Source organism: Nitriliruptor alkaliphilus DSM 45188, assembly GCF_000969705.1.
Classification (GTDB): Bacteria; Actinomycetota; Nitriliruptoria; order Nitriliruptorales; family Nitriliruptoraceae; genus Nitriliruptor; species Nitriliruptor alkaliphilus.
In genome coordinates this window covers 4,522,087-4,547,706 of sequence record NZ_KQ033901.1, presented here as the reverse complement: position 1 = coordinate 4,547,706, position 25,620 = coordinate 4,522,087, and the positions used below count along the sequence as shown (strand labels likewise).

Annotated in this window: 19 protein-coding genes and 1 pseudogene; 15 read left to right on the top strand and 5 right to left on the bottom strand. The window is 73.6% G+C overall.

Features of this window, described 5'->3' with window-relative positions; all coding sequences use genetic code 11:
• Positions 1-222: 222 nt before the first annotated feature.
• Both NITAL_RS20945 and NITAL_RS20940 read left to right on the top strand, forming a co-directional pair.
• The gene (locus NITAL_RS20945) at positions 223-3,306 is read left to right on the top strand and encodes a DEAD/DEAH box helicase (protein ID WP_052668279.1); all 3,084 of its coding nucleotides are present in this window, start codon (positions 223-225) and stop codon (positions 3,304-3,306) included.
• The gene (locus tag NITAL_RS20940; RefSeq protein WP_052668278.1) at positions 3,303-4,271 is read left to right on the top strand and encodes an SWIM zinc finger family protein; all 969 of its coding nucleotides are present in this window, start codon (positions 3,303-3,305) and stop codon (positions 4,269-4,271) included. Before NITAL_RS20945 ends, NITAL_RS20940 begins: the two co-directional genes overlap by 4 nt.
• A 3-nt stretch (positions 4,272-4,274) precedes the next feature.
• On the opposite strand, the gene NITAL_RS20935 is transcribed toward NITAL_RS20940, so the two are convergent.
• A complete protein-coding gene (locus tag NITAL_RS20935; protein WP_211262562.1) occupies positions 4,275-6,047 on the bottom strand; it encodes an acyclic terpene utilization AtuA family protein in 1,773 nt (590 codons plus the stop codon).
• 193 nt (positions 6,048-6,240) lie between these two features.
• Here NITAL_RS20935 and NITAL_RS20930 point away from each other — a divergent pair, with 193 nt between their 5' ends.
• Together NITAL_RS20930 and NITAL_RS20925 are read left to right on the top strand one after the other, a co-directional pair.
• Positions 6,241-7,011, top strand: coding sequence for an SDR family NAD(P)-dependent oxidoreductase (locus tag NITAL_RS20930; RefSeq protein ID WP_052669885.1), 771 nt, complete (start codon positions 6,241-6,243; stop codon positions 7,009-7,011).
• A gap of 239 nt (positions 7,012-7,250) precedes the next feature.
• Positions 7,251-8,603, top strand: coding sequence for a murein hydrolase activator EnvC family protein (locus NITAL_RS20925; protein ID WP_052668275.1), 1,353 nt, complete (start codon positions 7,251-7,253; stop codon positions 8,601-8,603).
• 21 nt (positions 8,604-8,624) lie between these two features.
• On the opposite strand, the gene NITAL_RS20920 is transcribed toward NITAL_RS20925, so the two are convergent.
• A complete protein-coding gene (locus NITAL_RS20920; RefSeq protein ID WP_052668273.1) occupies positions 8,625-9,452 on the bottom strand; it encodes a GNAT family N-acetyltransferase in 828 nt (275 codons plus the stop codon).
• Positions 9,453-9,673: 221 nt separating this feature from the next.
• Between NITAL_RS20920 and NITAL_RS20915 the strand changes: the two genes are divergently transcribed.
• Complete coding sequence (locus NITAL_RS20915) at positions 9,674-10,030, top strand: hypothetical protein (protein WP_052668271.1); 357 nt, start codon at positions 9,674-9,676, stop codon at positions 10,028-10,030.
• A gap of 30 nt (positions 10,031-10,060) precedes the next feature.
• Here NITAL_RS20915 and NITAL_RS20910 read toward each other — a convergent pair whose 3' ends face one another.
• Positions 10,061-10,948, bottom strand: a complete 888-nt coding sequence (locus tag NITAL_RS20910) for a dihydrodipicolinate synthase family protein (protein WP_157042004.1) — start codon at positions 10,946-10,948, stop codon at positions 10,061-10,063.
• A gap of 74 nt (positions 10,949-11,022) precedes the next feature.
• On the opposite strand from NITAL_RS20910, the gene NITAL_RS20905 reads away from it, so the two are divergent.
• The 3 genes and pseudogenes from NITAL_RS20905 to NITAL_RS29045 all read left to right on the top strand — a co-directional run.
• Positions 11,023-12,627 carry a molybdopterin-dependent oxidoreductase gene (locus NITAL_RS20905; RefSeq protein WP_052668268.1) on the top strand — a complete coding sequence of 535 codons (1,605 nt, stop codon included), beginning with the start codon at positions 11,023-11,025 and terminating at the stop codon, positions 12,625-12,627.
• Between the two features lie 89 nt (positions 12,628-12,716).
• Positions 12,717-13,949 carry a sugar ABC transporter substrate-binding protein gene (locus NITAL_RS20900; protein WP_052668267.1) on the top strand — a complete coding sequence of 411 codons (1,233 nt, stop codon included), beginning with the start codon at positions 12,717-12,719 and terminating at the stop codon, positions 13,947-13,949.
• Between the two features lie 869 nt (positions 13,950-14,818).
• Positions 14,819-15,613: pseudogene (locus NITAL_RS29045) on the top strand (HAMP domain-containing sensor histidine kinase); the annotation flags it as partial.
• A 51-nt stretch (positions 15,614-15,664) separates the two neighbouring features.
• Here the strand turns inward: NITAL_RS29045 and NITAL_RS28650 are convergent.
• On the bottom strand, positions 15,665-16,363 hold the full coding sequence (locus tag NITAL_RS28650; protein WP_052668266.1) for a response regulator transcription factor: 699 nt from the start codon (positions 16,361-16,363) through the stop codon (positions 15,665-15,667).
• 571 nt (positions 16,364-16,934) lie between these two features.
• Here NITAL_RS28650 and NITAL_RS20890 point away from each other — a divergent pair.
• The 5 genes from NITAL_RS20890 (at position 16,935) to NITAL_RS20870 (ending at position 22,997) form a co-directional block, all read left to right on the top strand.
• Positions 16,935-18,218: an NAD(P)/FAD-dependent oxidoreductase gene (locus NITAL_RS20890; protein ID WP_052668264.1), complete on the top strand. Its 1,284-nt coding sequence runs from the start codon at positions 16,935-16,937 to the stop codon at positions 18,216-18,218.
• Positions 18,206-19,111, top strand: coding sequence for a DUF1365 family protein (locus NITAL_RS28225; protein ID WP_052668263.1), 906 nt, complete (start codon positions 18,206-18,208; stop codon positions 19,109-19,111). The genes NITAL_RS20890 and NITAL_RS28225 overlap by 13 nt, the downstream gene beginning before the upstream one ends.
• On the top strand, positions 19,108-20,451 hold the full coding sequence (locus NITAL_RS20880; protein WP_052668262.1) for an SAM-dependent methyltransferase: 1,344 nt from the start codon (positions 19,108-19,110) through the stop codon (positions 20,449-20,451). Before NITAL_RS28225 ends, NITAL_RS20880 begins: the two co-directional genes overlap by 4 nt.
• Entirely contained in the window at positions 20,448-21,536 is a 1,089-nt protein-coding gene (locus tag NITAL_RS20875) for an SAM-dependent methyltransferase (RefSeq protein WP_052668260.1), read from the top strand. The genes NITAL_RS20880 and NITAL_RS20875 overlap by 4 nt, the downstream gene beginning before the upstream one ends.
• Before the next feature lie 201 nt (positions 21,537-21,737).
• Positions 21,738-22,997 (top strand): Glu/Leu/Phe/Val family dehydrogenase, encoded by a 1,260-nt coding sequence (locus tag NITAL_RS20870; RefSeq protein ID WP_052668259.1) that lies wholly within the window; start codon positions 21,738-21,740, stop codon positions 22,995-22,997.
• Here the strand turns inward: NITAL_RS20870 and NITAL_RS20865 are convergent.
• The gene (locus NITAL_RS20865; RefSeq protein ID WP_245617753.1) at positions 22,982-23,833 is read right to left on the bottom strand and encodes an SURF1 family protein; all 852 of its coding nucleotides are present in this window, start codon (positions 23,831-23,833) and stop codon (positions 22,982-22,984) included. The genes NITAL_RS20870 and NITAL_RS20865 overlap by 16 nt on opposite strands.
• Before the next feature lie 88 nt (positions 23,834-23,921).
• Here NITAL_RS20865 and NITAL_RS20860 point away from each other — a divergent pair, with 88 nt between their 5' ends.
• Both NITAL_RS20860 and NITAL_RS20855 read left to right on the top strand, forming a co-directional pair.
• Positions 23,922-24,620 carry a DM13 domain-containing protein gene (locus NITAL_RS20860; RefSeq protein ID WP_169786914.1) on the top strand — a complete coding sequence of 233 codons (699 nt, stop codon included), beginning with the start codon at positions 23,922-23,924 and terminating at the stop codon, positions 24,618-24,620.
• Positions 24,617-25,588, top strand: a complete 972-nt coding sequence (locus tag NITAL_RS20855; RefSeq protein ID WP_083441842.1) for an acetamidase/formamidase family protein — start codon at positions 24,617-24,619, stop codon at positions 25,586-25,588. Before NITAL_RS20860 ends, NITAL_RS20855 begins: the two co-directional genes overlap by 4 nt.
• Positions 25,589-25,620: the final 32 nt, after the last annotated feature.

Sequence of the window (25,620 nt, the reverse complement as noted above, 5' to 3'; positions counted from 1 at the left end):
GCGCCTGGTCGTCCTCACCGCACACGTTCCCCGTCGGCTGGCCGGAGCCGTACACGAGGGTTGCGCCCGACCCGCCGCCGCCCGGCCCGGACGACGGGGCGACCCGCCCGACGGGGTCCGCGCCACGACCCCGTACGATGGAGGGCTCGCACGGGCCGACGCGCCCTGCCTGGGTGGGTCGCCGACGGGCGCCACCGCTCCACCAGCGACCGAGGAGACCGGGTGACCGGCCCGCAGCTCACGTTCATCCCCTCGGACCTGGTACCCGCCGGGGGGGTGTTCGCGCTCTGGACGCCTGACGGGTCCGAGCCGGCTGACCTGGCCGACGACCTCGACCTGCCACCGGGGGACCTCGGCAGCCTGGCGACGGTCGAGATCGTCGACGGTGGCCTGCAGCCGGTGGAGCGCCCCGCGCGGCTGGTGGCCGTCCTGCCGGTCGTCCGCCGGCTGGCGACCCTGCCGCCCGGCGCGGACTGGCCCGCGTGGCGGCGCCCCACCGCGTCCGTGCTCGGGTGGTCGGCCGCGGCGAAGCTGGCGCTCGAGCTCGTGGCGGCGGGACGCATCCTGCCCACCTTCCGACCCGCGCCGACACCGGGGACCGGCCGGGGCGCATGGCGGGTGGCGGCTGCGGGTGATCCCCGGGTGGCCCAGCTCGCGGCGGCGCTGCCCGTGGCAGCCCACGCGGTGCGGCGTCCGGACGGGCAGCTGTGGCCGGCCGAGGAGCTCCTGCTCGCGTTCGCCGACGCCGTGGCCGACGCGTGTGCGCGGGAGGGCCGCCGGCCGCTGCTCGATCCGCGCCGACGGGGCCCGAGGCGCCCCTGGCCCGAGATGTGGGCCGATGCGCTCACCGCCGCCGACCCCACCGTCGCGCACCTGCGCGTCACCGCCGACGACCTCGCCAGCGAGGTCGAGGACTGGGCCGCCCCGCTCCTCGGTCGCGACCGAGCAGCGGTCGTCCGCCTCGCCGTCCGGCTGCGCCCACCACCGCTGCCCGACGCGCCCGGCGACGAGGCGACCCGGCTCGGGGCGAGCGAGCTGCCGTGGCGTCTGACCTACCTGCTGCAGTCCACCGTCGAGCCGGACGCGGTCGTGCCGGCGGCGGAGGTGTGGGAGGCCGGGGGACGCAGCCTCGACCTCGCCGGCCGACGCGTCGAGGATCCCGAGGCGGCGCTCGTCCGGGGCCTGTCGGCGGCGGCGCGGCTGTACGCCCCGATCGACCGCAGCCTCTCGGAGGTCCGCCCGACCGGCCTGGACCTGACCGGTGCCGAGGTGGCCGACCTGCTCGGTGGTGGCACCGACGCCCTCGCCGCCGGCGGGATCGGGGTCCAGGTCCCGCCCGAGCTGCGGCAGGCCGGCGAGCAACGGTTGCGGTTGCGGGTCCGCATCGGGCGGGCGACGCCCACCGCGCCCCGGGTCGAGGGTGCGGCGCCGCTCGGTCTGACCTCGCTGACCGACCTGGCCTACGAGGTGGCCCTCGGCGACGACACCCTGACCCCGGAGGAGTTCGCCGACATCGTGGCGCTCAAGCAGCCGCTCGTGCGGTGGCGGGGTACGTGGGTGCGCGTCGACCACGACGACGTCGACCGTCTCGGTGAGCTCGCCGGGTCGAGCGCGTCGCTCGAGCTGACCGAGGCGCTCGCCGCCGCGCTGTCGGGGCAGACCTACGTCGACGACCTCGGCTGGGTCGAGACGGTCGCCGACGGCGACCTCGGCCGCCTGCTCGAGCAGCTGCGCACCGCCGACGCCCCCGGGGACGCCCGCATCGTCGGCATCGAGGGCGAGCTGCGCCCCTACCAGGAGCGTGGCGTCGCCTGGATGCAGCGGCTGTCGGAGCTCGGACTCGGGGGTGTGCTCGCCGACCAGATGGGCCTCGGCAAGACCATCATGGCCATCGCCCTGCTGACCTCCCGCGCGCAGGACCGGCCGCACCTGGTGGTCTGTCCCACCTCCGTGGTCGGGAACTGGGAGCGCGAGCTCGCCCGGTTCGCGCCGGCGGTGCCGGTGGTCCGCCATCACGGCCCCGATCGTGCCGTGACGCGGCGTGCCTTCCGCCCGGGCACCGTCGTGGTCACCTCGTTCGCGCTCCTGCGGCGCGACATCGGTCTGCTCGAGGACGTCGACTGGGACGTGGTCGTCTTCGACGAGGCGCAGCAGATCAAGAACCCGTCGTCGAAGGGGGCCCGGGCGGCGCGTGCCCTCGAGGCCCGCACCCGGATCGCGATGACCGGGACGCCGATCGAGAACCGCCTGTCGGAGCTGTGGGCCATCGTGGATGTCACCAACCCCGGCCTGCTCGGTACCCAGCGCGCCTTCAACGAGCGCTTCGCCGCACCGGTCGAGCGGTGGCACGACGAGCACGCGGCGGCGCGCCTGCGGCGGCTGGTGGCCCCGTTCGTCCTGCGCCGCCTCAAGTCCGACCCCGAGGTCGCCGTCGACCTGCCCCCCAAGCAGGAGCTGACGGTGGCGTGCTCGCTGACCCGCGAGCAGGCGTCGCTGTACCAGGCCGCCATCGACAACGCCTTCGACGGTGCCGGCCTCGGGGCCTCGGCGTTCGAGCGTCGCGGCCGGATCCTGGCGTTGCTGACGGCGCTGAAGCAGATCTGCAACCACCCGGCCCAGTACCTGCGGGATGGCAGCGACCCGCGATCGGGCGTGGACCGGCTCGAGGGACGCAGCGGCAAGCTCGCACGAGTCACCGAGGTGCTCGGCGAGGTCGTGGACGGCGGAGAACGGGCGCTGGTGTTCACCCAGTACCGCGAGATGGGCCACCTGTTGGCCCGCCACCTCGGGACCCGGCTCGGCATGCCCGAGGTGCCGTTCCTGCACGGCGGGGTACCGCTCAACGCCCGGGACGCCATGGTCGCCCGCTTCCAGGACGACGACGACGCACCTCCGATCCTGCTCGTGTCGCTGCGCGCCGGAGGGACCGGGCTGAACCTCACGCGGGCCAGCCACGTCGTCCACTTCGACCGCTGGTGGAACCCGGCCGTCGAGGACCAGGCGACCGACCGCGCGCACCGGATCGGCCAGACCCGCACCGTCACGGTCCACACCCTCGTGACCGCCGGGACCATCGAGGACCGCATCGCCGACCTGCTGGACCGGAAGCGCGCCCTCGCGGACGCCGTCGTCGAGGCCGGCGAGACCTGGTTGACCGAGCTCGACGACGCCCAGCTCCGCGAGCTCGTCGAGCTGTCCACCGCCGATCTCGCCGACGACGACGACGAGGACGACGGTGTGCTGCCAGCGCCGCCTCCTCCGCTCGGGCGCCCCGTCCTCACCCCGATCCAGGGAGGACGCGCGTGAGTGGCCCGACGCGGCCGACCACCCCGCCCGACGACCAGCGGGACGCCTCGGCGACGTGGTGGGCCGACCGGTGGCAGGCGGTCCTGGCGTCGGCTGGACCGGCGGATGCCCGTCGTGTGCAACGCGGTCAGGCCGTGGCGCGCCGCGGCGGGGTCGACGACCTCGACGTTCGGCCCGGACGGATCACCGGCCGGGTCGCCGAGGACCGGGTCAGCCCCTATCGGGTCCAGCTCTCGTGGCCCGTGCCGGACGAGGACGCCTGGTCGGCGGCCGTCGTGGCCCTGGCGGCCGAGGTGCGGTCGACGGCCGCGCTCCTCGACGGTCGGCTGCCGCAGGACGCCGAGGACGTGCTCGCCGACGTCGGCGTGCGGCTGGTGCCCGCGCCGGGCGACCTGCAACGGACCTGCACCTGCACCGAACGCACGCAGTGGTGTCGCCACGTCGCGGCCGTGCACACCGCGGCGGGGATGGCGTTCGCCCGTGATCCCTTCCTGCTCCTGCTGCTGCGGGGCAGGACGCGTGATGAGCTGCTGCGGGCGCTGCGGGCGGAGCGCGGGGACGCACCCGTCACCGGTGCCGATCTCGATCTCTCGCACGGGCTCTACGCCGCCCGTGCCGACATCGACGCGGTGGTCCTCAGCCCCCACCCGGTCGACGACCCGGGTGCGCTGCTGCTCCACCTCGGCGACCCCCCCGGCGTCGACGACCCCTGGCCCGTGGTGAAGCTGATCGAGCGGGCGGCCGAGACGGCGTGGCGCCTGGCCGCAGGCGACGGTGCCGAGGCGGCCGACGAGGAGCTGCTGCTCGCCGAGCTGCGCGCGCACCGGGTCGGCACCGCCGAGTCCCTCGCCACCGCGCTCGGACGCGACGTCGAGGACGTCCGTGCCCAGCTCGACGGCCTCTTCGAGGTCGGCACCGTGCTGCGCACCGGCTCGGGCGCACGGACGCGCTACCGCGCCCCCTGACGCTCAGGTGAGCCAGGCGGTCGGGACCGACACCATGCGGCTGCGCACGTACTCACCGAGGCCCTTGGCCTGGGGGTCGGGGCGGACGGCCGATGCGACCCCCTCGTCGAGCAGGCCGTGGACGACGACGTTGACGGCGAGCAGGTTCCGCAGCGGGTGGATCGACACCTCGAGGTCGTCGGCCTCGGGCAGGAGCCGTCGGACCCCGTCCACGTCACCGACGAGGTGGAGCAGCCACCCGTAGTGCGCCGGGTCGCGGACCCACAGGCCGACGTTGGCGTCCCCGCCCTTGTCGCCGCTGCGCGCCCCCACCAGGGTTCCGAGCGGCGCGCGCGTCGTCGGCTGCCCGTCGGGGTCGTACCCGTCCCCGAGCCCGATGCCGTCGAGGGCGGTGCGCCCGTCCAGCGGCTCGCCGAAGGTGACCCCGACCGGGTCCACCTGCTCGCGGCGGCCATCACCGTGGACGACCTCCTCGACCACCTCGTCCGCCGGGACCAGCGCCGGCCAGTAGCGCCCGAAGACGTCGGCGTCGGCCGGCGGCGAGGTCAGCGTGAACCCCGGGTAGGACGCGAGGCCGAGCTCCACGCACGCGCCTGCGAAGCGCTCGCGGTCGATCGCCGCGGCATCGTGGTGCTGCACCGTCAGGGTCAGGGTCGCGGTCGCCTCGGCGTTGGTGGCGGCATCGGCGTGGTCGGAGCGCACGAGGTGCCAGTCGACGCGGTCGAGGCGCTCGAGGTCGATCAGCCCCGCCAGCTGACGGCGGACGAGCTCCGCCTTCTGTTCGATGTCGAGACCCGTCAGCACGAAGGTCGCGCGGTTGCGCAAGCCACCCAGGGTGTTGACGCCGACCTTGAGGTCCGGCGTCGGTGGTTCGCCGCGGACCCCGTCGATCCGGACCCGGTCGGGCCCCTCCTCGGTGAGGGTCACGGTGTCGAACCGGGTCACCACGTCGGGGTTCAGGTAGCGCGGGCCACCGATCTCGTACAGCAGCTGGGCGGTCACGGTCCCGACATCGACGAGCCCGCCCGTCCCGGGGTGCTTGGTGATGGTGCTGCTGCCGTCCGCGTGCAGCTCAGCGATGGGGAACCCGACGTGATCGAGACCGGGCACCTCGCGGAAGAAGGCGTAGTTGCCGCCCGTGACGTGAGCGCCGCACTCGATCGCGTGCCCGGCCACGACCGCTCCGGCGACCTGGTCCCAGTCGTCGCGCGCCCAGCCGAACCTCCAGGCGCCGGGCCCGACCACGAGCGAGGCGTCGGTGACCCGGCCGGTGACGACCACGTCGGCGCCCCCCTCGAGCGCCGCCACGATGCCCCAGCCGCCGAGGTACGCGTTCGCGGTGATGGGCGGCACCTTCAGATCACCGAGTGGCGCACCGGTGTCGAGGTGCGCGAGCCCGTGTCCACGCTCGCGCAGGTCGTCGAGCCGCGGCAGGAGGTCGTCACCTGCGACGTGCGCGACAGCGACCTCGATGCCGAGTTCGGCGGCGAGTTCACGGACGGCATCGGCCAGGCCCGACGGGTTGAGCCCCCCGGCGTTGACGACGATCCTGATGCCCCGGTCCACGCACGGCTGGAGGATCTCGCGCGCCTGCGTCAGGAACGTCCGGGCGTACCCGGTCTCGGGCGCCTTCTGCCGCCCGCGCCACAGGATGAGCATCGTCAGCTCGGCGAGGTAGTCGCCCGTGAGGACGTCGATGGGCCCGCCCTGCACCATCTCACGGGCCGCGGACCGCCGGTCCCCGTAGAACCCCGACGCGTTCGCCACCCGCAGCACGTCGCCCTCCACAGCCCGGCCCTCCCGTCGGCGCTCGGAGCGGGGACGCTAGCTCGCCCCGCGGCGAGGAACGGAACGGGACGGGCTGGAACGTTCCCTCCCGGTGGGTCGCCGCGGCGGTGACGGCCGTGGCCATGGGTGCCCACCGTGGCTAGCGTCCGAGCCCGCCCACGTCGAGGGAGCGCTCATGGACCTGACGTCGCTGTTCAGCCTCGAGGGCAAGGTCGCCCTCGTCACCGGCGGGTCGCGCGGGATCGGCGAGATGATCGCCCACGGCCTCGTCGCGGCGGGGGCCACCGTGTACGTCGCGTCCCGCAAGCTCGAGGTGTGCGAGGCCGTGGCGTCGGACCTGCGCGCGGTGGGTGGCGAGGCGGTCGCGCTGGAGGCCGACCTGTCCACGCCCGCGGGTTGCGAGGCCCTGGCAGCCGCGGTCGCGGCGCGGGAGGACGTGCTGCACGTCCTGGTCAACAACGCGGGCGCGACCTGGGGGGCGCCCATCGAGGAGTACCCGGTCGACGGGTTCGACAAGGTGATGGACCTCAACGTCCGGGGGGTGTTCCTGCTCACCCGGGCGCTGCTACCCCAACTGGAGGCGGCCGGCACCCCCGACGATCCGGCGCGGGTGGTCAACATCGGCTCGGTCGACGGGATCGCGGTCCCGGCGTTCGACTCGTTCGCCTACTCGGCGTCGAAGGCGGCCGTGCACCACCTCACCCGCCACCTGGCCAAGTCGCTGGCGGCCCGGCACATCACCGTCAACGCCATCGCGCCGGGGTTGTACCCCTCGAAGATGACGGCGTACCTGCTCGACCACGCGGACGAACTGGCCGCGGCGATCCCGCGCGGACGCCTCGGGCAGGCCGAGGACCTCGCGGGCACCACCGTCTACCTCGCCTCGCGGGCCGGCGCCTACACCACGGGCGCCGTGCTGCCCGTCGACGGCGGGGTCGCCACCCTGCGCTGACCGTCGGGAACCTCGGGTGGCACCCGGGGAGTTCCCCTGTGGAGCGGGGCGGCCAGGGGTGTTGTTGAAGTGCACTCGTGTGGCGCGTTGTGGCCATCGAGGCGCTGGTGTGGCACCCTCAGGCGCGTCCGTCGCCCGGCCGGCGACGTGCGCCTACGGCTCGCGGTCCCGCGGCCGAAGGGGCATGTGGGGCTCACGACACACGACAACACCCGATCTGGAGGCACCTCCTGCGCGCTGTGACGCTCGCTCGGACCTTCGCTGCTGCCGTGCTCGCCGTGGGCCTGATCCTGCCTGCCGTCGCGACGGCCCAGGCGCCCTCGGCCGACGAGCTCCAGCGCGAGCTCGACCGTGCTTCCAGCGACCGAGAGGCGCTGCGCTCCGAGCTCGACACCCGCCGCGGCCAGCTCGCCGGGGCCGAGGAGGAGCTCGCGGCCGTCGGCGCCCGCCTGGCCGATGCCCGTGGACGGCTCCGCGCCGCCGAGGGCCAGCTCGCCCTCGCCGAGGCCGCTGAGGAGGAGGCCGAGGCTGCCCGCGTGGCGGCCGTGGCCGAGCACGAGCGGGCCGTGGCCGAGCTGGCCGAGACCGAGGCCGAGCTCGACGTCCAGGAGGGCCGGCTCGCCCAACAAGCCGCCTCGACGTACAAGTTCGGTTCGGCGGGGGCACGCGCCGGCTCGATGGCCTTCGAGGTGATGCGTCGCGCCCAGGACCCCAACGAGCTCGCGGTGGGGATGAAGCAGCTGGCCAACGTGATCGACGCCCAGGGCACCACGGTGGCCGAGGTCGCGGCGCTGCGCGACGAGCACGCCCGCCTGAGCCGCCAGGCCGAGGAGGCCCGCGCGGCCGCTGCCGAGGCTGCTGCGGAGGCGGCCGAGCAGGTGCGCTTCACCGAGCAGCTGCGCGAGGAAGCCGCCACCCTCGCCGACGAGGTCGCCGCCGAGGAGTCACGACAGGCCGCCCTCGTCTCGGCGCTGCGTGCCGAGGCGAACGAGACCGAGGCTGCCCTGCAGCGGGTGTCCGCACGCGAGGCCGAGCTGGCCAGCGAGCTGGCCGAGCAGCGCCGCGCCGCGGAGGCAGCGGCCGCGGCCGAGCGCGAGGCCGCCCGACGCAACTCGTCGTCGGCCAGCGGTAGCCGAGGCAACCCGAACGCGGGCAGCGCCGGGGGACCTGCCGTGTCGGACGGGGTGTGCCCGGTCGTCGGTGCGGTCGCGGGTCGTGACTTCTCCAACGACTGGGGCTACCCCCGCTCGGGCGGCCGCACCCACCAGGGCAACGACATCTTCGCCGACAAGGGCACGCCGATCGTGGCCATCCAGGACGGCGTCGTGGTGCGGGCCAACCGCAGCGATTCCGGACTCGGCGGCCTGACGGTCACCTACCGGACCGCTGACGGCAGCGAGTGGTACAACGCCCACCTCGACACCGTCGCGGACGGCATCGCGCCCGGGGTGGCCGTGGCCAAGGGCGAGACCGTCGGGACCGTGGGCAACTCGGGCAACGCCCGGACCACGCCGCCGCACAACCACATCGGCCGGCGCTACGGCGGTTCGTGGGTCAACCCGTGGCCGACCATCAGCCCGCTCTGCCGCTGACGCAGGTCCGCCTCACCGGCCTCAACGTTCCTCGGGTCGCTCGAACCACCCCTCGAGCTCGGCCTGGATCTCGAGCAGTTCGGCGGTGTCGTCGTCGCTGATCGTGCCCGCCTCGGCCGTCTCGGCGGCGAGGTCGCCGGCCACCTTGCGTCGCCGCCGACGAGACCAGATCGGTGGCAGCAGGCTCACGAGGTGGTGCTCCTCGCTGGCGGCGTGGTGGAAGGCGCGACCGGCACCCGACTCGGGGATGGACGCCTCGTCGCGGGGCACATCGAGGTCGACGCGCCACAGCCCCGAGGTCTCGAGCGCGCGCCGGGCCCCGAGGTGGTCGAACACCTCGAGCATGGCGCTGTTGCCGTCCAAGACGTAGCTGCGGAAGACCTTGACGCCGTTCGCCTCGGCGCGGGAGGCCAGGGCGCCCAGCAGGAGGGTGCCGGCTCCACGCCCGTGGTACTCATCGGCCACGGTGATGGCCGCTTCGGCGACCTCCGGCTCGTAGGGCTCGCGGATGTAGCGGGCGACGCCGACCCCGGGCCGGTCCGGCCGAACCGGATCGAGGGCGACGATGGCCTCGTGGTCGACGTGGTCGACCTCGGTGAGGTAGCGCAGCTCCTCGTCGCTGAGCTCCGAGACGGCCCGCTGGAAGCGCAGGTACCGCGAGGCGGGGGACAGGCGCTTGAGCCCTTCGGCGAGGCGCGTGCGGTCGGACGGGCGGATCTGACGCAGCAGGACGGGTGAGCCGTCGCGCAGGTGGACCTCGCGTGACCAGGCCCCGGGGGCGACGTCGAAGGGTCCGAGGGACGCGTCACCCTCCGATGCTTCCTCGTCCCGCCGCCCGGATCCGCGCACTCCTGACCCTTCGACTCGACCTCGGGCGGGCCGTCGCACGCCCGACCACAGGCTACGGGATGCCGTCCGTCCGCTCGGCGGCGGTCGCCGAGGTGAACCCTGGGCGGCGCGCCGTCTAACCTGGGCCGCCCGCAGCGGGCGTGCTGCGTCGTGACGCACCCCCGCTCCTGCATCCCGCTCCCTGCATCCCACTCGTGCATCCCACACACGGAGAACCATCGGTGCCCAAGCAGCTGCTCCTTCTGATCGGTGGTCTGACCCTGGCGTCGGTGCTGGTCGTCGCCGCCCTGGTGGTCTTCCTCGTGCCCACGGACGTGTTCGAGCCGTCGACCGCGGAGCGCGCTGAGGAGCAGGAGGCGGCCGAGGCGGAGGCCGCAGCCGAGGAGGACGAGGAGGACGACGAGGACGTCGACGGCGCTGCGGACGGGCCCGGGTTCGGGGACGACGACGAGGACCTCGGTCCCGCGGAACCGGGCGGCGAGGACACCGGCGACCTCGCTGACACCGAGACCGACGACGATGCCGAGACCGACGCCGTCGACCCCGCCGCCGACGGGGACGAGACCGAGGACGCCTGACGCCACGTCCCCTGGTCGGGAGCCGGTAGGTCAGGCGCCGGGCCAGGGCGCGGCGAGCTCGACACCGAGCTCGCCGAGACGCTGGGTGAGGACCGCCTTCGTCGTGGGGCCGAGGGGGGCGCCCCGACGGACGCGCCCGGAACGCAGCAGGCCGCGTTGGCGCCACGCCTCCTTGCGGACCACGGTCCCGGTGCTGCCGGCCTCCAGGCGCAGGTAGCCGGCCGCGACCAGGAGCTGCTCGCGGGCCGCCCCTCGCTCGCCCGTCCGGTGGCGGCGCGCCACCTCGGCGAGGTGCTCGGGGACCGCGCTCGCGGCGGCGGTCCCGTGGGCCCCCGCGTCGAGCTCCTCGGGCAGGAACAGACCGCCGAGGCCACCGAACACCGTCACGTCGGCGGCGACCAGGGCGGCGACGGCGTCCGGGACGGGGGCGACCTCGCTCAGGACGGCGGTGGCCTCGATGTGCCGCACGAGGTCGATCAGGTCCTGCGACGGGACGGCGACACCGGTCACCCCCGGGTGGTGGTGCACGACGACGGGCAGCGCGAGCGACGCGATCCGACCGAGCAGCTCCAGGCGGTGTTCGCCGGCGCCACCGAGCGGCACCACCAGGAGGTCGGCGCCCGCGTCCGCGAGCCGGCGGGCCGTGGCGAGCTGTGCTGGACCGGGGGGACCGACACCCGCCAGCACGGGGATGCCGCCGGCCCCTTGACGGCTGGCCGTGAGCACCGCGACGCGCTCGTCGTCGTCGAGTTCGCCGGGTTCGCCCGAGCCGAGGGCGAGCACCGAGACCGCGTCGGCGCCCGCATCGGCCACGGCTGCGGCGAGCGCCGCCTGGCCGTCGCGATCCAGCGAAGCGTCGTCGTGCATGGCCGTCGGCACGGCGAGGGGAAGACGTGCGGTGTTCGCGGGGTTGGTCATGACAGCCGACCGTAGCCGCGACGGGACCGAACCCTGCTGGCGGCGCACGGCCGCGTGTCGACCGAGGAGGCACCGTGTCGCGGTTCGAGGGCCGGACCCGGGCCTGGCCCGCGCGGACCGCGTGGCTCGGCGCGCTCGCCGGCATCGCAGCGGTCGCGGTGACGCTCGGCACCGTCGAGCTGCTGGCGGGTACCACGACCCGGGTGCCCTCGGCCGTGGACGCCGTCAGCCAGCAGGTCATCCCCCGAACGCCGGAGGGGGTGACCCGCTGGGCGATCGCGACGTTCGGCGCCCGCGACATCGCCGTGCTGAACGCCGGGACGACGACCATCGCGCTCGCCCTGGGAGCCGTGACCGGGGTCGCCGCACGACGCCGTTTCGTGGTCGCGATCGTCGTCTTCGTCCTGTTCGCGGGCCTCGGGCTGCTGGCGTCGGTGGCGCGTTCCGAGGCGTCGTTCCCGCTCACCCTCCTCGTGCTGACCGTCGGCGTCACCGTGGGCCTCGCCGCTCTGCACCGGTGGCTGCGACGCTCGAACGTCCCTGCGCACGCACCCGAGCCCCTGGCTGCCCCCCCGGCCCCGGCGGCGTCGACGTCCGACGGCGCGGACCGCGCGCCCCTCACCCGTCGGCGGTTCGTCGGCACCCTCGGGGGGGCCGTGGTCGCGGCCGTGGTCGCCGCGGCGGTGGGCCGCTCGGTGCTGCGCGGGTCGCTGGCGGTCGTCGACCCCGGCGAGGTCGCTCTCCCGCGGCCAGCCCGGGCGCTGGCGGCCACACCGCCGGCCGCGCGTTTCGACGTGGACGGCCTCGCTCCGCTGTTCACCCCGAACGACGCCTTCTACGTCATCGACACCGCCGTTGCCGTGCCGCAGGTCGATCCGGACACCTGGACCCTGCGCATCCACGGGGCGGTCGACCGTGAGCTCACCCTGACCTACGACGAGCTGCTCGCGCTGCCGCTGGAGGAGGTGGATGCCACCCTCAGCTGCGTCTCCAACGAGGTGGGTGGTGACCTCATCGGCAACGCCCGCTGGCTCGGCGTCCGCCTGGCGGACCTGCTCGACCGGGTCGGCGTGCAGGACGGGGGCGAGCAGGTCCTCGGGCGGTCGGTCGACGGGTTCACCGCGGGCTTCCCCACCGAAGTCGCACTCGACGGGCGTGACGCCATCGTCGCCGTCGGGATGAACGGCGAGCCGCTGCCCACGCGTCACGGCTTCCCGGCACGTCTGGTCGTCCCTGGGCTGTACGGCTACGTGTCGGCCACCAAGTGGCTCAGCGAGATCGAGCTGACCGGCTGGGACGTCGACGGCTACTGGATCCCCCGGGGCTGGGCCAAGGAAGGGCCGATCAAGACCCAGTCGCGCATCGACGTGCCTCGCCGCGGGGTCACCGTCACCGCCGGTGAGGTGGTCGTCGCCGGCGTGGCCTGGGCGCCGGTACGTGGGGTCGCTCGCGTCGAGGTCCGCCTCGACGGGGGTGGCTGGGTCGACGCCGAGCGCAGCGAGCCCGTCTCCGAGAGCAGCTGGGTGCAGTGGCGCGCCGTCATCCCCGTGGACGCGGGCGATCACGTGGTCCAGGTGCGGGCCACCGACGGTGCCGGCGAGGTCCAGCCGTCGGAGCACCGGCCGCCCGCTCCGTCGGGGGCCGAGGGCTGGCACCGGGTGACGTTCCGTGCGTCCTGAGGCCTGGCCGGGTGGACGGTGGCCGGGTCCTGTGCGACCCTTCCGGCCGTCGATACCGGCCGGTGTCGGTGGGGACCCGGAGGATCGTGGTGCGTCGAGCCATCGCCGCGCTGTCCGCCTGCGCGCTGCTGGCGGGCTGCACCGCCGCGCAAGCCACCTCACGCCCGGTGACCCTCGACGTGGTCATGGCCGACGACTGGGAGACCGCGCCCGCCGTCCGCGAGGTCATCCGCAGCTTCGAGCGTGAGCACGAGGTCCGCGTCCAGGTCCAGGCGGCGCCGTTCTCCCAGATCCCCGATCTGGTCCGCAACGCGATCGACCTCGGGGAGCCGTTCGACCTGGCGCACTGGCACGCCTTCGCGGCCGGGGCGGACGGCATCGCCGAGCCGCTCGACGACCTGTGGATCGAGCACCAGCTCGATCCGGAAGCGTTCCTGCCGGGGGCCGTCGACGGCGTCACCTGGCAGGGGACCCGGTACGGGCTCCCGTTGGACGTCAACGCCCTGGTCCTCCTGGTGAACGACCGCAAGCTGCGGTCGGCTGGGCTCACGCCCGAGGACCTGGCCGATGCCGAGGACTTCCTCGAGGTCGCCCGCAGCATCCGCGAGCAGGGTGACGTCGACCACGCCATCACGTTGACCGCGTCCAGCTGGGCGGCGTACGGCTGGATCCGCGCCTTCGGTGGCGACCTGCTCGTCCTCGAGGACGACGGCGAGGTCACCTTCACCTTCGACGATCCCCGCACCGTCGCCGCGATCGAGACCCTGGGGGCGCTCGCGTCCGAGGAGCTGGGGACGGCACCGTTCGCGCAGGATCTCGCGCTCGACTCCGTGGCGGCGCTGACCAACGGGGTGGTCGCGCTGCACGCGTCCGGCTCCTGGGACCTGCCGATCACCGAGCGAGCCCATCGGTCCGACGTGGGCGACATCACGGTCCTGCCGCTGCCGAGAGGCTCGGGCGACACGGGCACCGTCCTCGGCGGCAGCAGCCTGTTCGTGCCCCTCGGGGCCGAGCACCGTGACCTCGCCTTCGCGTTCGCCCTCGCGTTGACCGAGGACGAGACCGGGCTCCGCCTCGCCGAGGAGGAGGGGCGGCTACCGGCTCGCTCCGCGCTCTACGAGCACCCGATGTTCGCTGCCTCGCCCGAGCGGACGGCCTTCGTCGAGGAGCTGCCGGAAGCCAGCGTGATGCCCCTGATCGCCTTCCCCGAGCTCGCTTCGGCCTTCAGCGCGGCCCTCGAGCGGGTGCTCAAGGGGCAGGAGGACGCGGGCTCGGCCTTGGCCGGTCTCCAGCGCGTCGCCGAGGAGATCGGTCCACGGTGAGGGCTGGTGCCAGCGGACCTCCGGACTGGCTCGGCCGATCCCTGGCGCCGAAGCTGTTCGGGGCGTTCGTGGCGGTCCTGGCCCTGGCCAGCCTGACCACGCTCCTGGTCGAGTCGACCCTCACCCGGTCGGAGCTCGCCGCACGCACCGAGGAGCTGACCGCCGACCAGGCCGCCGCGTACCGCACGCAGCTCCGCGGTGAGGAGGCGGGCACGACGCGCAGCCTGACCGCGTTCGTCCAGCAGGTCCAGATCGAGTCCGACAGCGCCCGGGCGCTGCTCGACGCGACCAGCGTCGCGCGGGTCGCGGGACAGTTCACGCTGGCGGAGGCCTTCGATCTGGAGACCACCGAGGCGCAGCTGCTCCCGCCGGGCCGTGACCGGGTGCGCCCCCCGCCGGCCGTCCCCGACCTGCTGGCCGAGCTCGGGACGCGGGGTGCCAAACGGCGGGTCGTCCCCCTCGAGTCCTCCGATGGAGAGCCGACCGGTTGGGGCGTGGTCTACACCCTCCCGTTCAGCGACGCGGAGCGCCGGACCGTGCTCGTGGTGGGCAGCGCGCTCGACGACGAGTACGCCCGCGACGTGCGCGGCTACGTCGGGGTCGCGGAGGTGGAGCTGGTGGTCGGTGGGGACGTCGTCGCCTCGACCTTCGACCAGGCCGGGCCGCAGGTGCCCCCCGGCGGGCGGCTCCGGGGTCCCTCGGGGGACGTGACGGTCTCCGGGGTCCAGCCAGCGGCCCAGGGGGACCGGTTGGTCCAGTACCTCCCGCTGACCGCTGGTGACGAGTGGGGCGCACAGGCGCACGTGGGCCTGCTGCTCGACGATCCGTTGGCGCCGCTCGACGCCCGGCTCGCGCGGTTCCGTGCCCTGATGGTGCTCCTGCTCCTCGTGGTCGGTGCGGTGCTCGCCGTGGCCTTCTCGGCCGTCATGACCCGCCCGCTGGTCCGCTTGACACGCACGGCGCGGGCCATCGCCGGCGGTGAACTGGACGCGACCTTCGAGGTCACCCGCCGCGACGAGATCGGACAGCTGGCCGTGGCGCTCGAGCGGATGCGACGGGCCCTCCGGGCCCAGCTGCTCGTCATCGGTCAGCAGGCCGATGCCCTGCAGGAAGCGGCTCGGCGCGTCGTCAGCTCGGGCGACCAGGAGCGGCGCCGGCTCGCCCACGACCTGCACGACGGCATCCAGCAGCGCCTGGTCGTGCTGCGGATGCAGGTCGGGGCGGGGCGAGCCCGTCTGCGTCGTGACCCCGACGCGATCGACGAGGTCGCCGACGGGTTGGCGACGTCCATCGACGAGCTCATCGACGAGCTCCGGGCGACGGCCCAGGCCCTGTACCCCTCGATCCTGCGCGACCGCGGGCTCGGGGGCGCGATCCGCAGCCTCGCCGGCCGCACCGAGGTGCCGATCGACGTCATCCTCGAGCCCGACCCGCTGCCTCGCGTCGACGAGGTCGTGGAGGCCGGTGCCTACTTCCTGGCCTCCGAGGCGGTGACGAACGCGCTCAAGCACGCCGACGCGCGCCGCATCGAGGTGCGGGTGAGTCGCGAGCCGGACGCCATCCGCGTCGAGGTCGCCGATCAGGGCCGAGGGTTCGATCCGGCCACGCTGGAACGGGTCGGGGGGTTGCAGAGCCTGCGCGACCGCGTCAACGCTCTCGGCGGCACGCTGCGCATCGTGGCGCGGCCGGGGGAGGGCACCGCGGTCACCGCGCTGCTACCGGTCGGCATCGACCTCACCGCGGGACGACAGGTCGCCGCGCTGCAGGTAGAACAGGACGGCAGCGACCCGGCGGTTGAGGTCGAGTTCCTCGGACAGGCCGAGCTTCCGGAAGATGGCGTTGGTGTGCTTCTCGACCGACCGGTCGCTGACCGACAGCTCCCGGGCGATGGCGGCGTTCCCCTTCCCTGACGCCATCCGTCGTAGGACCTCGAGCTCCCGCGGTGTGAGGCCGGCGAGCTTGGATGCCGTCCGGCGTCGCTGGGCCTCGAGGAGGGCCGAGACGATCTTGGGGTCCAGCATCGACCCACCGCTCTGCACCTCCTCGATGGCCTGCAGCAGCCGGTCGGCGTCGCCGAGCCGCTCCTTGAGCAGGTAGGCCACCCCGTGGGAACCGTCCTGCAGCAGCTCGAGGGCGTACTCGGGGTCCGCGTGCTGGGACAGCACCACGATCCCCGTCCCGGGGTGCTCCGCCCGGACCCGACGGGCGAGCTCGATCCCCTCGGTGGTGTAGGTCGGTGGCATCCGGATGTCGAGGATCACCACGTCCACCGGGTTGGTGGCGAGCAGCGCGAGCAGCTCGGTGGGGTCGCCGGCGGTCCCGCGCACCTCGAGCCCGTCGACGGCGTCGAGGACCGAGCGAGCTCCCTCCCGCACGAGGTAGTCGTCCTCGGCGATCAGCAGCGTGGTCGGCACGATCGTTCCCAGGTGTCGTCGGTGTCGTCGTTCACGGGCGGCCGCGCAGGCGCAACCCTAGGTGACCCTCCCCGCCACTGCGCGTGACCCCTCCGGCGGCTGTGCGGACGCACCCGGGCGTGTGACGCTCGGGGCCTCGGTGTCGTGGTGCTGGCACCACCACGCCAAGAGCGGTGCCGGCACGGTTCCCTCCCGACCCTCCATCGACCAAGATGCTGGCCGAAGGGCACGGCGAGCGCGTCACCCTCGGTACCGGCCGCCCGGCCGGGAGCGACGTGCAGTACCGCGGACCGGTCGGTCTGCGGCGTCGTGGTCGGACGGGGGGCGGCCACGGCGGGACCCGCGGCACCGCAGGGCGACCTGGGGGACGGTGCGGGGCTTCGCCACCTCGGAGCGGCGCAGGACGATCCCAGCAGGGACCGACCAGCGCCGCTCCACGCTGTCCGCACACGAGCGGGCCGGCGCGCACCTGGGGCGAACCTCGACGCCCCGCGTCTCGAACCTCGCACGGCCCCGGGCTCATCCGGCGGCCGCCGACCCCGGTCGTCCGGGGCGCGAGAGGAGCCGCGTCGTGCGCATCGCTGTCATCGGGACCGGGATCTCCGGCCTCGCCAGCGCCTGGTTGCTGTCCCCACGTCACGAGGTGCACGTGTTCGAGCGTGAGACCCGCCTCGGTGGCCACACCCACACCGTGCGGGTCCCACGGGTCGGCACACCGGGGGGCGCACCGGAGGACGGCGGTGATCTGTCCGTCGACACGGGCTTCGTCGTCTACAACGAGGCCACCTACCCCCTGCTCGTGCGCCTGTTCGACGAGCTCGGGGTCACGACCCAGCCCTCCGACATGTCCTGGTCCCTGCGCTGCGAACGTTGTGACCTCGAGTACGCGGGGAGCGCCCGCGGGGTCGTGGCCCAGCCGGGCAACCTCGTGCGACCCTCGTACCTGCGGATGCTGACCGACATCGCCCGGTTCAACCGGCTCGGGGCCAGCCTGGTCGACGACCCGCGCGCCGACGAGCTGGCCCTCGGGCGGTTCCTGCTCGCCGCCGGGTTCGAGCACGGGTTCCGACACCACTACCTGCAGCCGATGGCGGCCGCGATCTGGTCCTCCGGTACGCAGGACATCGAGACCCTCCCCCTCGGCACCCTGCTGCGGTTCTTCGCCAACCATGGCCTCCTCGGCGTGACCACCCACCACCCGTGGCGGACCGTGGTGGGCGGTACCTCGTCCTACATCGCACCGCTGTCGGCACCCTTCGCCGACCGGATCCACCGGGGCGACGGCGTGGCCGCCATCGAACGTGACCTCGATGGCGTCACCGTCCGCACGGCATCCGGAGCCAGCGCACGGTTCGACGCGGTCGTCCTCGCGACGCAGGCCGACGAAGCGCTCGCCCTGCTCGTCGATCCCCGGCGCGAGGAGAAGGAGCTGCTCGGCGCGTGGGGCTACCGCGACAACGCGACCTACCTGCACACCGATACCGCCCTGCTTCCGCGGTCCCGCGACGCCTGGGCCTCGTGGAACTACCTGCTCGACGATTGCCAGACGCCCTCGCAGCGTGTATCGCTGAGCTACCACATGAACCGACTCCAGACCCTGGACGAGCCGCGCGAGTACGTCGTGACCCTCAACCCCACCGTCCCGCCCCGCGAGGGCACGGTCCTGCGGCGCCTCGACTACCGCCACCCCACGTACTCGCCGGAGGCGGTCGCCACCCAGAGCCGGCTCGACGAGCTCAACGGCCGGGACCGGACCTTCCACGTGGGGGCCTACCAGCGCTACGGCTTCCACGAGGACGGGCTCTGGTCGGCGGTCCGCGCCGTCAGCCACCTCGGCATCCGGTGGCCGGCGTGAGCACCCGGGCTCCCCGCCGCTCGTCGCTGTACGTCGGGACCGTCCGCCACCGCCGGCACCGACCGCGGGTGAACGCGTTCCGGTACGGGGTCTACTGGGCGCTGCTCGACGTCGACGAGCTCCCCGAGCTCGACCGGCAGGTGCGCGGCTTCGGCTACCGCCGACGTGCCATCACGGGCTTCCGCGACACCGACCACTTCGGACCCGCCGACGTGCCCGTCCGCATCAAGCTCGCACGCTGGCTCGCTGACCGCGGCGTCGACCTGCCCGCCGGCCACGTCCAGGTCCTGACCAACCTCCGCGTGCTCGGCCACGTGTTCAACCCGGTCAGCTGGTGGTTCTGCCACGACGTGGACGGCTCGCTGGCCCTCGTCGTGGCCGAGGTGGACAACACCTTCGGTGAGTCGCACAGCTACCTGCTCGACGACCTCGAACGTCGTCCCGACGGCACCGTCCGTGCGAGGACGCCGAAGGTGTTCCACGTCTCGCCGTTCCTCGACGTTGCCGGCCACACCTACGAGTTCGCCTTCGTCCCCCCCGCGGAGCGCCTCCTGATCCGGATGGACGTCCGCGAGGCTGCCGGCGCGCTGGAGGAGGGCGAGCTCGTGCTCACCGCCACCCAGGACGCCCGTCGTGTGCCCCTGACCGGGGTCGCCCTCGGGCGCACGCTGCTGCGCTACCCGCTGGTGACGCTGCGGACCGTCTACCTGATCCACCGCCAGGCGCTCCGCCTGTGGCGCCTCCGCACCCCGTTGCTCCGCAAGCCCATCCCGCCCGACGACGGCTACGCCGACCTCGGGGACGCCCGGTCGGCACGAGGCAGCGGGCCACCCACCATCCCCGCCCCCGTGGTCGCCGGACCGGCGGCCACCGTCCAGGAGCTCGCCTCGTGACCCGCGCCTCGACCGCCGCCGCCCGGCGGTCCCACCGGCCGCCGACCGCCGCGGAGCGGCGTGCGCTGGCCACCGTCTCGGGCATGCTCGCCCAGCTGCAGGTGGGTGCCGTCGAGGTGCGGCTGCCCGACGGCCGCGTGCGCATCTTCGGTGACCCTGACGCCGAGCTGCGGTCGGACATCGACGTCCGCGACTGGCGGTTCCTGACCTCCCTGCTGCACGGTGCATCGGTCGGTGTCGGCGAGTCGTACATGGCCGGGTACTGGACCTCCTCGGACCTGGTCGCGCTCATCCGGATCGTCATCGCCAACCGTCGCGCGCTGCGTCGCATCACGCCCGCGGCCGTGCTCAACATCGCCGGGGACAAGCTCATCCACGGGATGCGCGCCAATCGGCTCGGCCAGTCGAAGCGCAACATCGAGGCCCACTACGACCTCTCCAACGAGCTGTACGCCCTGTTCCTCGACGACACCATGACCTACTCGGCGGCCTACTTCCCCGACGCGACCGTGACCCTCGAGGAGGCCCAGGAGGCCAAGTACGCCCGCTTGGCCGAGAAGGTCCGGATCGACGCGGACTGCCACGTACTCGAGATCGGGTGCGGCTGGGGCGGGTTCGCCTCGTACGTCGCACGGACCCACGGCTGCCGGGTCACCGGGATCACGCTGTCGGAGCAACAGGCCGCCTACGCCCGCGAACGCATGGTGCGCGAGGGCCTCGACCACCTCGTCGACGTGCGGGTCGTGGACTACCGCAAGGTCGGGGGACGGTTCGACCGCATCGTGTCGATCGAGATGCTGGAGGCCGTGGGCCACCGCTACTTCGGGTCCTTCTTCGAGACCGTCGACCATCTGCTCGCACCCGACGGTCTGGCCGTGATCCAGGTCATCACCATCCCCGAGCAGCGGTACGACGACTACCGCCGTCGGCCCGACTTCATCCAGCGCTACATCTTCCCCGGCGGCCACCTGCCGTCGCTCGAGGCGATCTCGGGCGCGATGGGCAGCAACTCCGAGCTGTACGTCGAGAGCAGCGAGAACATCGGCGTCCACTACGCCGAGACGCTGCGCCGCTGGCGTGAGCGCTTCATGGGCAACGTCGAGCAGGTCGAGCAGCTCGGGTTCGATCGCCGCTTCGTGCGCATGTGGGAGTTCTACTTCGCCTACTGCGAGGGCGCCTTCCTGGCGCGCTACATCAACGACCTGCAGCTGGTCCTCACCCGCCCGATGAACGGCACCCTCGGGATCGGACCGTACGGCCGCGAGCTGGTCCCCGTCCGCGAGGCCGATCTGCCGCCACGCCGGCTCCGTCGGACCGCCACCGACGAGGTCGTGGCGTGAGTCGCCTGCCGCTCGGCGCACGGCTGACCGACGCCGTCATCGACCGGGGCCTGCTGCCCGACCCGCTCCTGCGTGCGTCGATCAGGCGGCTGCTGCGGGCGCGACGTGGCGCCATCACCGCCGGTGGGGCCGAGGCCCGGTCGCAGCGCAAGCGCGCCCTGCTGCGTGAACTGGCCGAGGCGCCGCTCGCGATCCACACCGACGAGGCCAACGAGCAGCACTACGAGGTCCCGACCGAGCTGTTCGAGCTGATGCTCGGGCCGCATCTGAAGTACTCCTCCGGCTACTGGCCCGAGACCTCGGGCGAGCTCACGCTGGCCGACGCCGAGGAGGCCATGCTGCGGCTGACCTGCGACCACGCCGGGCTCGCCGACGGCCAGGACGTGCTCGAGCTCGGCTGCGGCTGGGGGTCGCTGACCCTGTGGATGGCCGAGCGCTACCCCACCTCGCGCATCACCGCCGTGTCGAACTCCGCGACCCAGCGCGAGCACATCGAGAAGCAGGCCGCCCTTCGCGGCCTCGACAACGTCCGCGTGCTGACCTGCGACGTCAACGCCCTCGGTGTGGACGCCCACGCCGACGTGGTGACGCCGGCCAGCTTCGACCGGGTGGTGACGGTCGAGATGTTCGAGCACGTGCGCAACCACGGGGCGTTGACGGGGCGGATCGCGACGTGGCTGCGGCCCGGCGGCGAGCTGTTCGTCCACGTGTTCGCGCACCGGTCCGACCCCTACCCCTTCGACACCGGCGGCAGCGGCGACTGGATGGCACGCCACTTCTTCACCGGTGGTCTGATGCCCTCCGACGACCTCCTCCTCCACGCGGTGCGCGACCTCGACGTCGCCGACCACTGGGTCATCTCCGGGACCCACTACGCCCGGACGCTGCGGGCCTGGCTCGACAACCTCGACACCCACCGCGATCGGGCGATCCAGCTGCTCGGCGAGACCTACGGGCCCCGGGCTGCGACCGCGTGGTTCCACCGGTGGCGGGTCTTCGACATCGCCTGTGAGGAGCTGTTCGCCTTCGCCGGCGGCGACGAGTGGCACGTCAGCCACTACCGGTTCCTCTCGCGCCCCTCGTGAGAGGCGACCGCTTCTCGCGCCCCTCGTGAGAGGCGACCGCTTCTCGCGCCCCTCGTGAGAGGCGACCGCTTCTCGCGCCCCTCGTGAGAGGCGACCGCTTCTGGCACCCCTCGTGAGCGGGACGACCGACGGTGGTCCCTCGGAGGAACGGACGCGCTGCGGCAGGCATGCTGCGGTCCACCCCTCGACGAGAGCGCACCCGTGACCGACGATCTGCTGTCCGATGCGACCCGGCGCCCGCAGCGGGCCTACGAGCACGCCGAGATCTCCGACGAGCTGCTGCACCGGCTCGAGCAACCGAGCTCGTCGCTGAAGGTCTCCATCCCGGTCCGCATGGACGACGGGTCGCTGCGCGTCTTCCCCGGCTACCGCGTCCGCTTCGACGACTCGCGTGGGCCCGCGAAGGGCGGGATCCGGTACCACCCGGACGTGGACGTGCGCGAGGTCACCACGCTCAGCTACTGGATGACCTTCAAGACCGCGCTGCTCGACCTGCCGTTCGGTGGCGGCAAGGGCGGGGTCCGCGTCGACCCCCGGTCCCTGTCGACCGCCGAGCTCGAACGGCTCTCCCGCGGGTACGTCTCGGCGGTGGCCGACGCCCTCGGTCCCGACATCGACATCCCCGCGCCCGACGTGGCGACCAACGAGCTGGTGATGGGCTGGATGGCGGACGAGTACGACAAGATCGTCCGCGGACACGTGCCGGCGGCCTTCACGGGCAAACCGCTCGCCCTCGGTGGCATCCCCGGACGTTCGTCGGCCACCTCGGACGGGGCCTTCCACGTGCTGCGCATCCTGCGCGACCGGCTGCTGTCCGGGGTCGAGACGCCGACGGTCGCGGTCCAGGGGTTCGGCAACGCCGGCTCCCAGCTCGCCGCCACGCTCGCCTCCGACGGCTACCGCGTGGTCGCGGTCAGCGACTCACGGGCCGCCGTGCACGACCCGGACGGGCTGGACGTCGGCAAGCTCGTGACCCACAAGCAGGGGACCGGCAGCCTCGAGGATCCGCCTGTCGGTGAGGTGATCGACGCGGCCGAGCTGCTCGCCCTGGACGTGGACGTCTTGGTCCCCGCGGCCCTCGAGGGTGCGATCCACGCCGACAACGCCGGTGATCTCCAGGCTCGCGTCGTGCTCGAGGTGGCCAACGGACCCGTCACCGCCGATGCCGACGAGATCCTGACCGAGGCCGGGGTGGAGGTCGTCCCCGACATCCTGGCCAACGCCGGTGGGGTCACCGTCAGCTGGTTCGAGTGGATCCAGGGCCGGTCCGGCGACCGCTGGGACGCCGCGGCGGTCGAGGAGCGGCTCGAGCGCCGGATGGTCGCCGAGACCGAACACCTGACGCGGGTCGCCAGCGGCCGTGACCTGCCGCTGGTCACCGCCGCCTACGTGATCGCGCTCGAACGGCTGTCGGCCGCCGTGGACGCGCAGGGCACCGCCCGGACCTACAGCGGCGGCTGACCCGAGCCGACCGGTGCGGGGGGTGGGTCCGCCGCTCCGGCCGCCGGCGGGGTGCCGGTGGGAGGCACCGCCCGTTCCTCGCGGAGACGCTTGAACCAGTAGGCCCCGTAGGCGATCAGGGCCAGCACGGCGAAGCTGTACCACTGCAGCGCGTACGACAGGTGGCTGCCCTCGTCGAACGGTTCCTCCGGGTAGACCACAGGGAGCGCATCGAGGCCGCGGGCGGCGACGGCCTCGGAGCGAACAGGCGGCGGATCCTGCGCCGTCAGCCGCACGATCATCGGGAACGTCGGACCCGGTAGCTGGCGCGCGATGCGGTCGACGTCGGGGACCTGGAGGATCGTCAGCTGCCCGTCCACGGGGTTGCGTGGACCGAAGCCCGGCTGCGGCACGCTGCGTTCGAGGTAGCCCTCGACGGTCACCTCGCCGCTCGGGGGTACGGCGTCGGCGAGCGGAGGTGGGCCGAGCTCGCGCGGGACCCAGCCGCGCCGGACCAGCACCAGCGTGCCGTCATCGAGCTCGAGCGGGACGAAGGAGTCTCGCCCGCTCTGGCCCCGCAGCTCACGTCCCTCGAGGAGCAGCTCCTCGTCGGCGAGGTAGGTCCCCGTCGCGGTGACCCGCCGGTACTCGAGGGCGTCGTCGTCGACCGGTCCGCCCGACGCGAGTTCGGCGACGTCGACGGCCGGGGCACCCGCCCGCTGCTCGAGCCGCTGGTTCTGCTCCCGGCGCTCCTCGAGCCGCTGGAACTGCCACTGTCCCAGGCTGGCGAGCGCCACGACCACGGCCAGGACCACCACGTGGGAGGCCAGGGCGGTGGGGCGCAAGAGGGATCGCATCACGGCCGGAGGGTACCGCTGGCGGCAGGGAGGGCCGTCGGCGTCGGTGGTCGCCCTGTGGTAGGACGGGGTCGGACAGGAGCGCACCGTGGGTGGCGAGGATCGCAGGACGGGGGCATCGACCGCGGGGTGGTGGCAGCGGTTGCGGGCGAGGCCCGCGCTGCTCGGCAGCCTCGTCGCGGTCGGCGTCGGCGGCATCGTGTTCGTGCTGGTGTGGTTCCAACCGCAGACGCTGCTGTTCGACGACGTGGTCGACGAGGAGTTCCCGCTGACAGGTGCCGGGCAGGATTCGGCCGGGGCGGCCGACGAGAACCCTGCGGACGCAGCGGCCGAGCCGGACGACCCCGCCGAGCCCGCCGACGCGGAGGACGCGGAGGACGCGGAGGACGCGGAGGACGCGGAGGCGGCCGAGGGCGAGGCCGGCGCGGAGGCCGAACCCGCGGGACCGGTCGAGCTCGCGATGGGTGCGTTCGCCTCGCGCAGCCGGTACAGCGTCGAGGGCCAGGCCACGACCTTCCGCCTCGAGGACGGTTCGCACGTGCTTCGGCTCGAGGACTTCGCGTCCACCAACGGTCCCGACCTGTTCGTCTACCTCACCACGGCGGATGCCGACGCGACCGACGACGAGCTCGGTGCGGAGTTCGTCGACCTGGGCGTGCTGACCGGCAACATCGGGAACCAGAACTACGTCATCCCCGCGGACGTCGACCTCGACCGTTTCGACACCGTGGTGATCTGGTGCCGGCGCTTCACCACGGCCTTCGGTGCGGCGGACCTCACGGCGTGAGCGGCACGGGACGGACGCGATCCATCCACCACCGCACCGGCCACCTCGGCTGGGACCGCGATCTGCCGCCGGCGATCGAGATCGGGTCGGACGAGACCATCGAGGTCGTGCTGGCCGACTGCTTCGACGGACAGCTCGGTCCGGACGCGACGGCAGCCCACGTCTCCGCGCTCGACCTGTCCCGCGGCAACCCGCTGACCGGGCCGATCCACGTCGCTACCGCGCGCCCCGGAGACACGCTGGTCGTCGAGGTGCTCGACCTGCAGGTCGGGGCCGTCGGGTGGACCACGATCCTGCCGGGGTTCGGGCTGCTCGCCGACGACTTCTCCGATCCCCACGTGGTCGTCACGGTGCGCGACGGCGACCGGCTCGAGGTCGGCGACATCGGGGTTCTGCCGGCCGCGCCGTTCCTCGGCACGGTCGGGCTCGCCCCGGCGGCACCGGGTCGGCACTCGGTGATCCCTCCCCGCCGGGTCGGCGGCAACCTGGACTGCAAGCTGCTGGGTCGTGGCGCCACCCTGTACCTCCCCGTGGAGGTCGAGGGGGCCCTGCTGTCGATCGGTGACCCGCACGCGGCGCAGGGCGACGGCGAGGTCTGCGGCACCGCGGTCGAGACGACGGCCACGGCACGGCTGCGCATCTCGGTGAACGACCACCTGCCGATCGCCGCACCGCAGATCCTGGTCCCGGGCACGCGGGGGACCACCGGACCGCAGGGGCCACGGCACGTGACCACCGGCATCGGCCCCGACCTGTACCTCGCCGCGAAGGACGCGACGCGCGCCATGATCGATCACCTCGTGCGGTGGTACGCACTCACCCCCGAGGACGCCTACGTCCTGTGCTCGGTGGCGGGGGACCTGGCCATCGCCGAGGTCGTCGACGCGCCCAACTGGGTCGTCACCATGGACCTGCCGCTGGAGGTCGTCGGTGGTCTCGGTGATGCGCCGGGGACCGTGCTGCCCTGACCGTCGGGGGGCAGCGGCGGACGCCGACCTCG

Excerpts from the sequence above, each read along its gene's own strand:
- NITAL_RS20910 (WP_157042004.1), bottom strand. The coding sequence starts at position 10,948 with ATGACCAACCCCGCGAACACCGCACGTCTTCCCCTCGCCGTGCCGACG.
- NITAL_RS20865 (WP_245617753.1), bottom strand. The coding sequence starts at position 23,833 with ATGCGATCCCTCTTGCGCCCCACCGCCCTGGCCTCCCACGTGGTGGTC.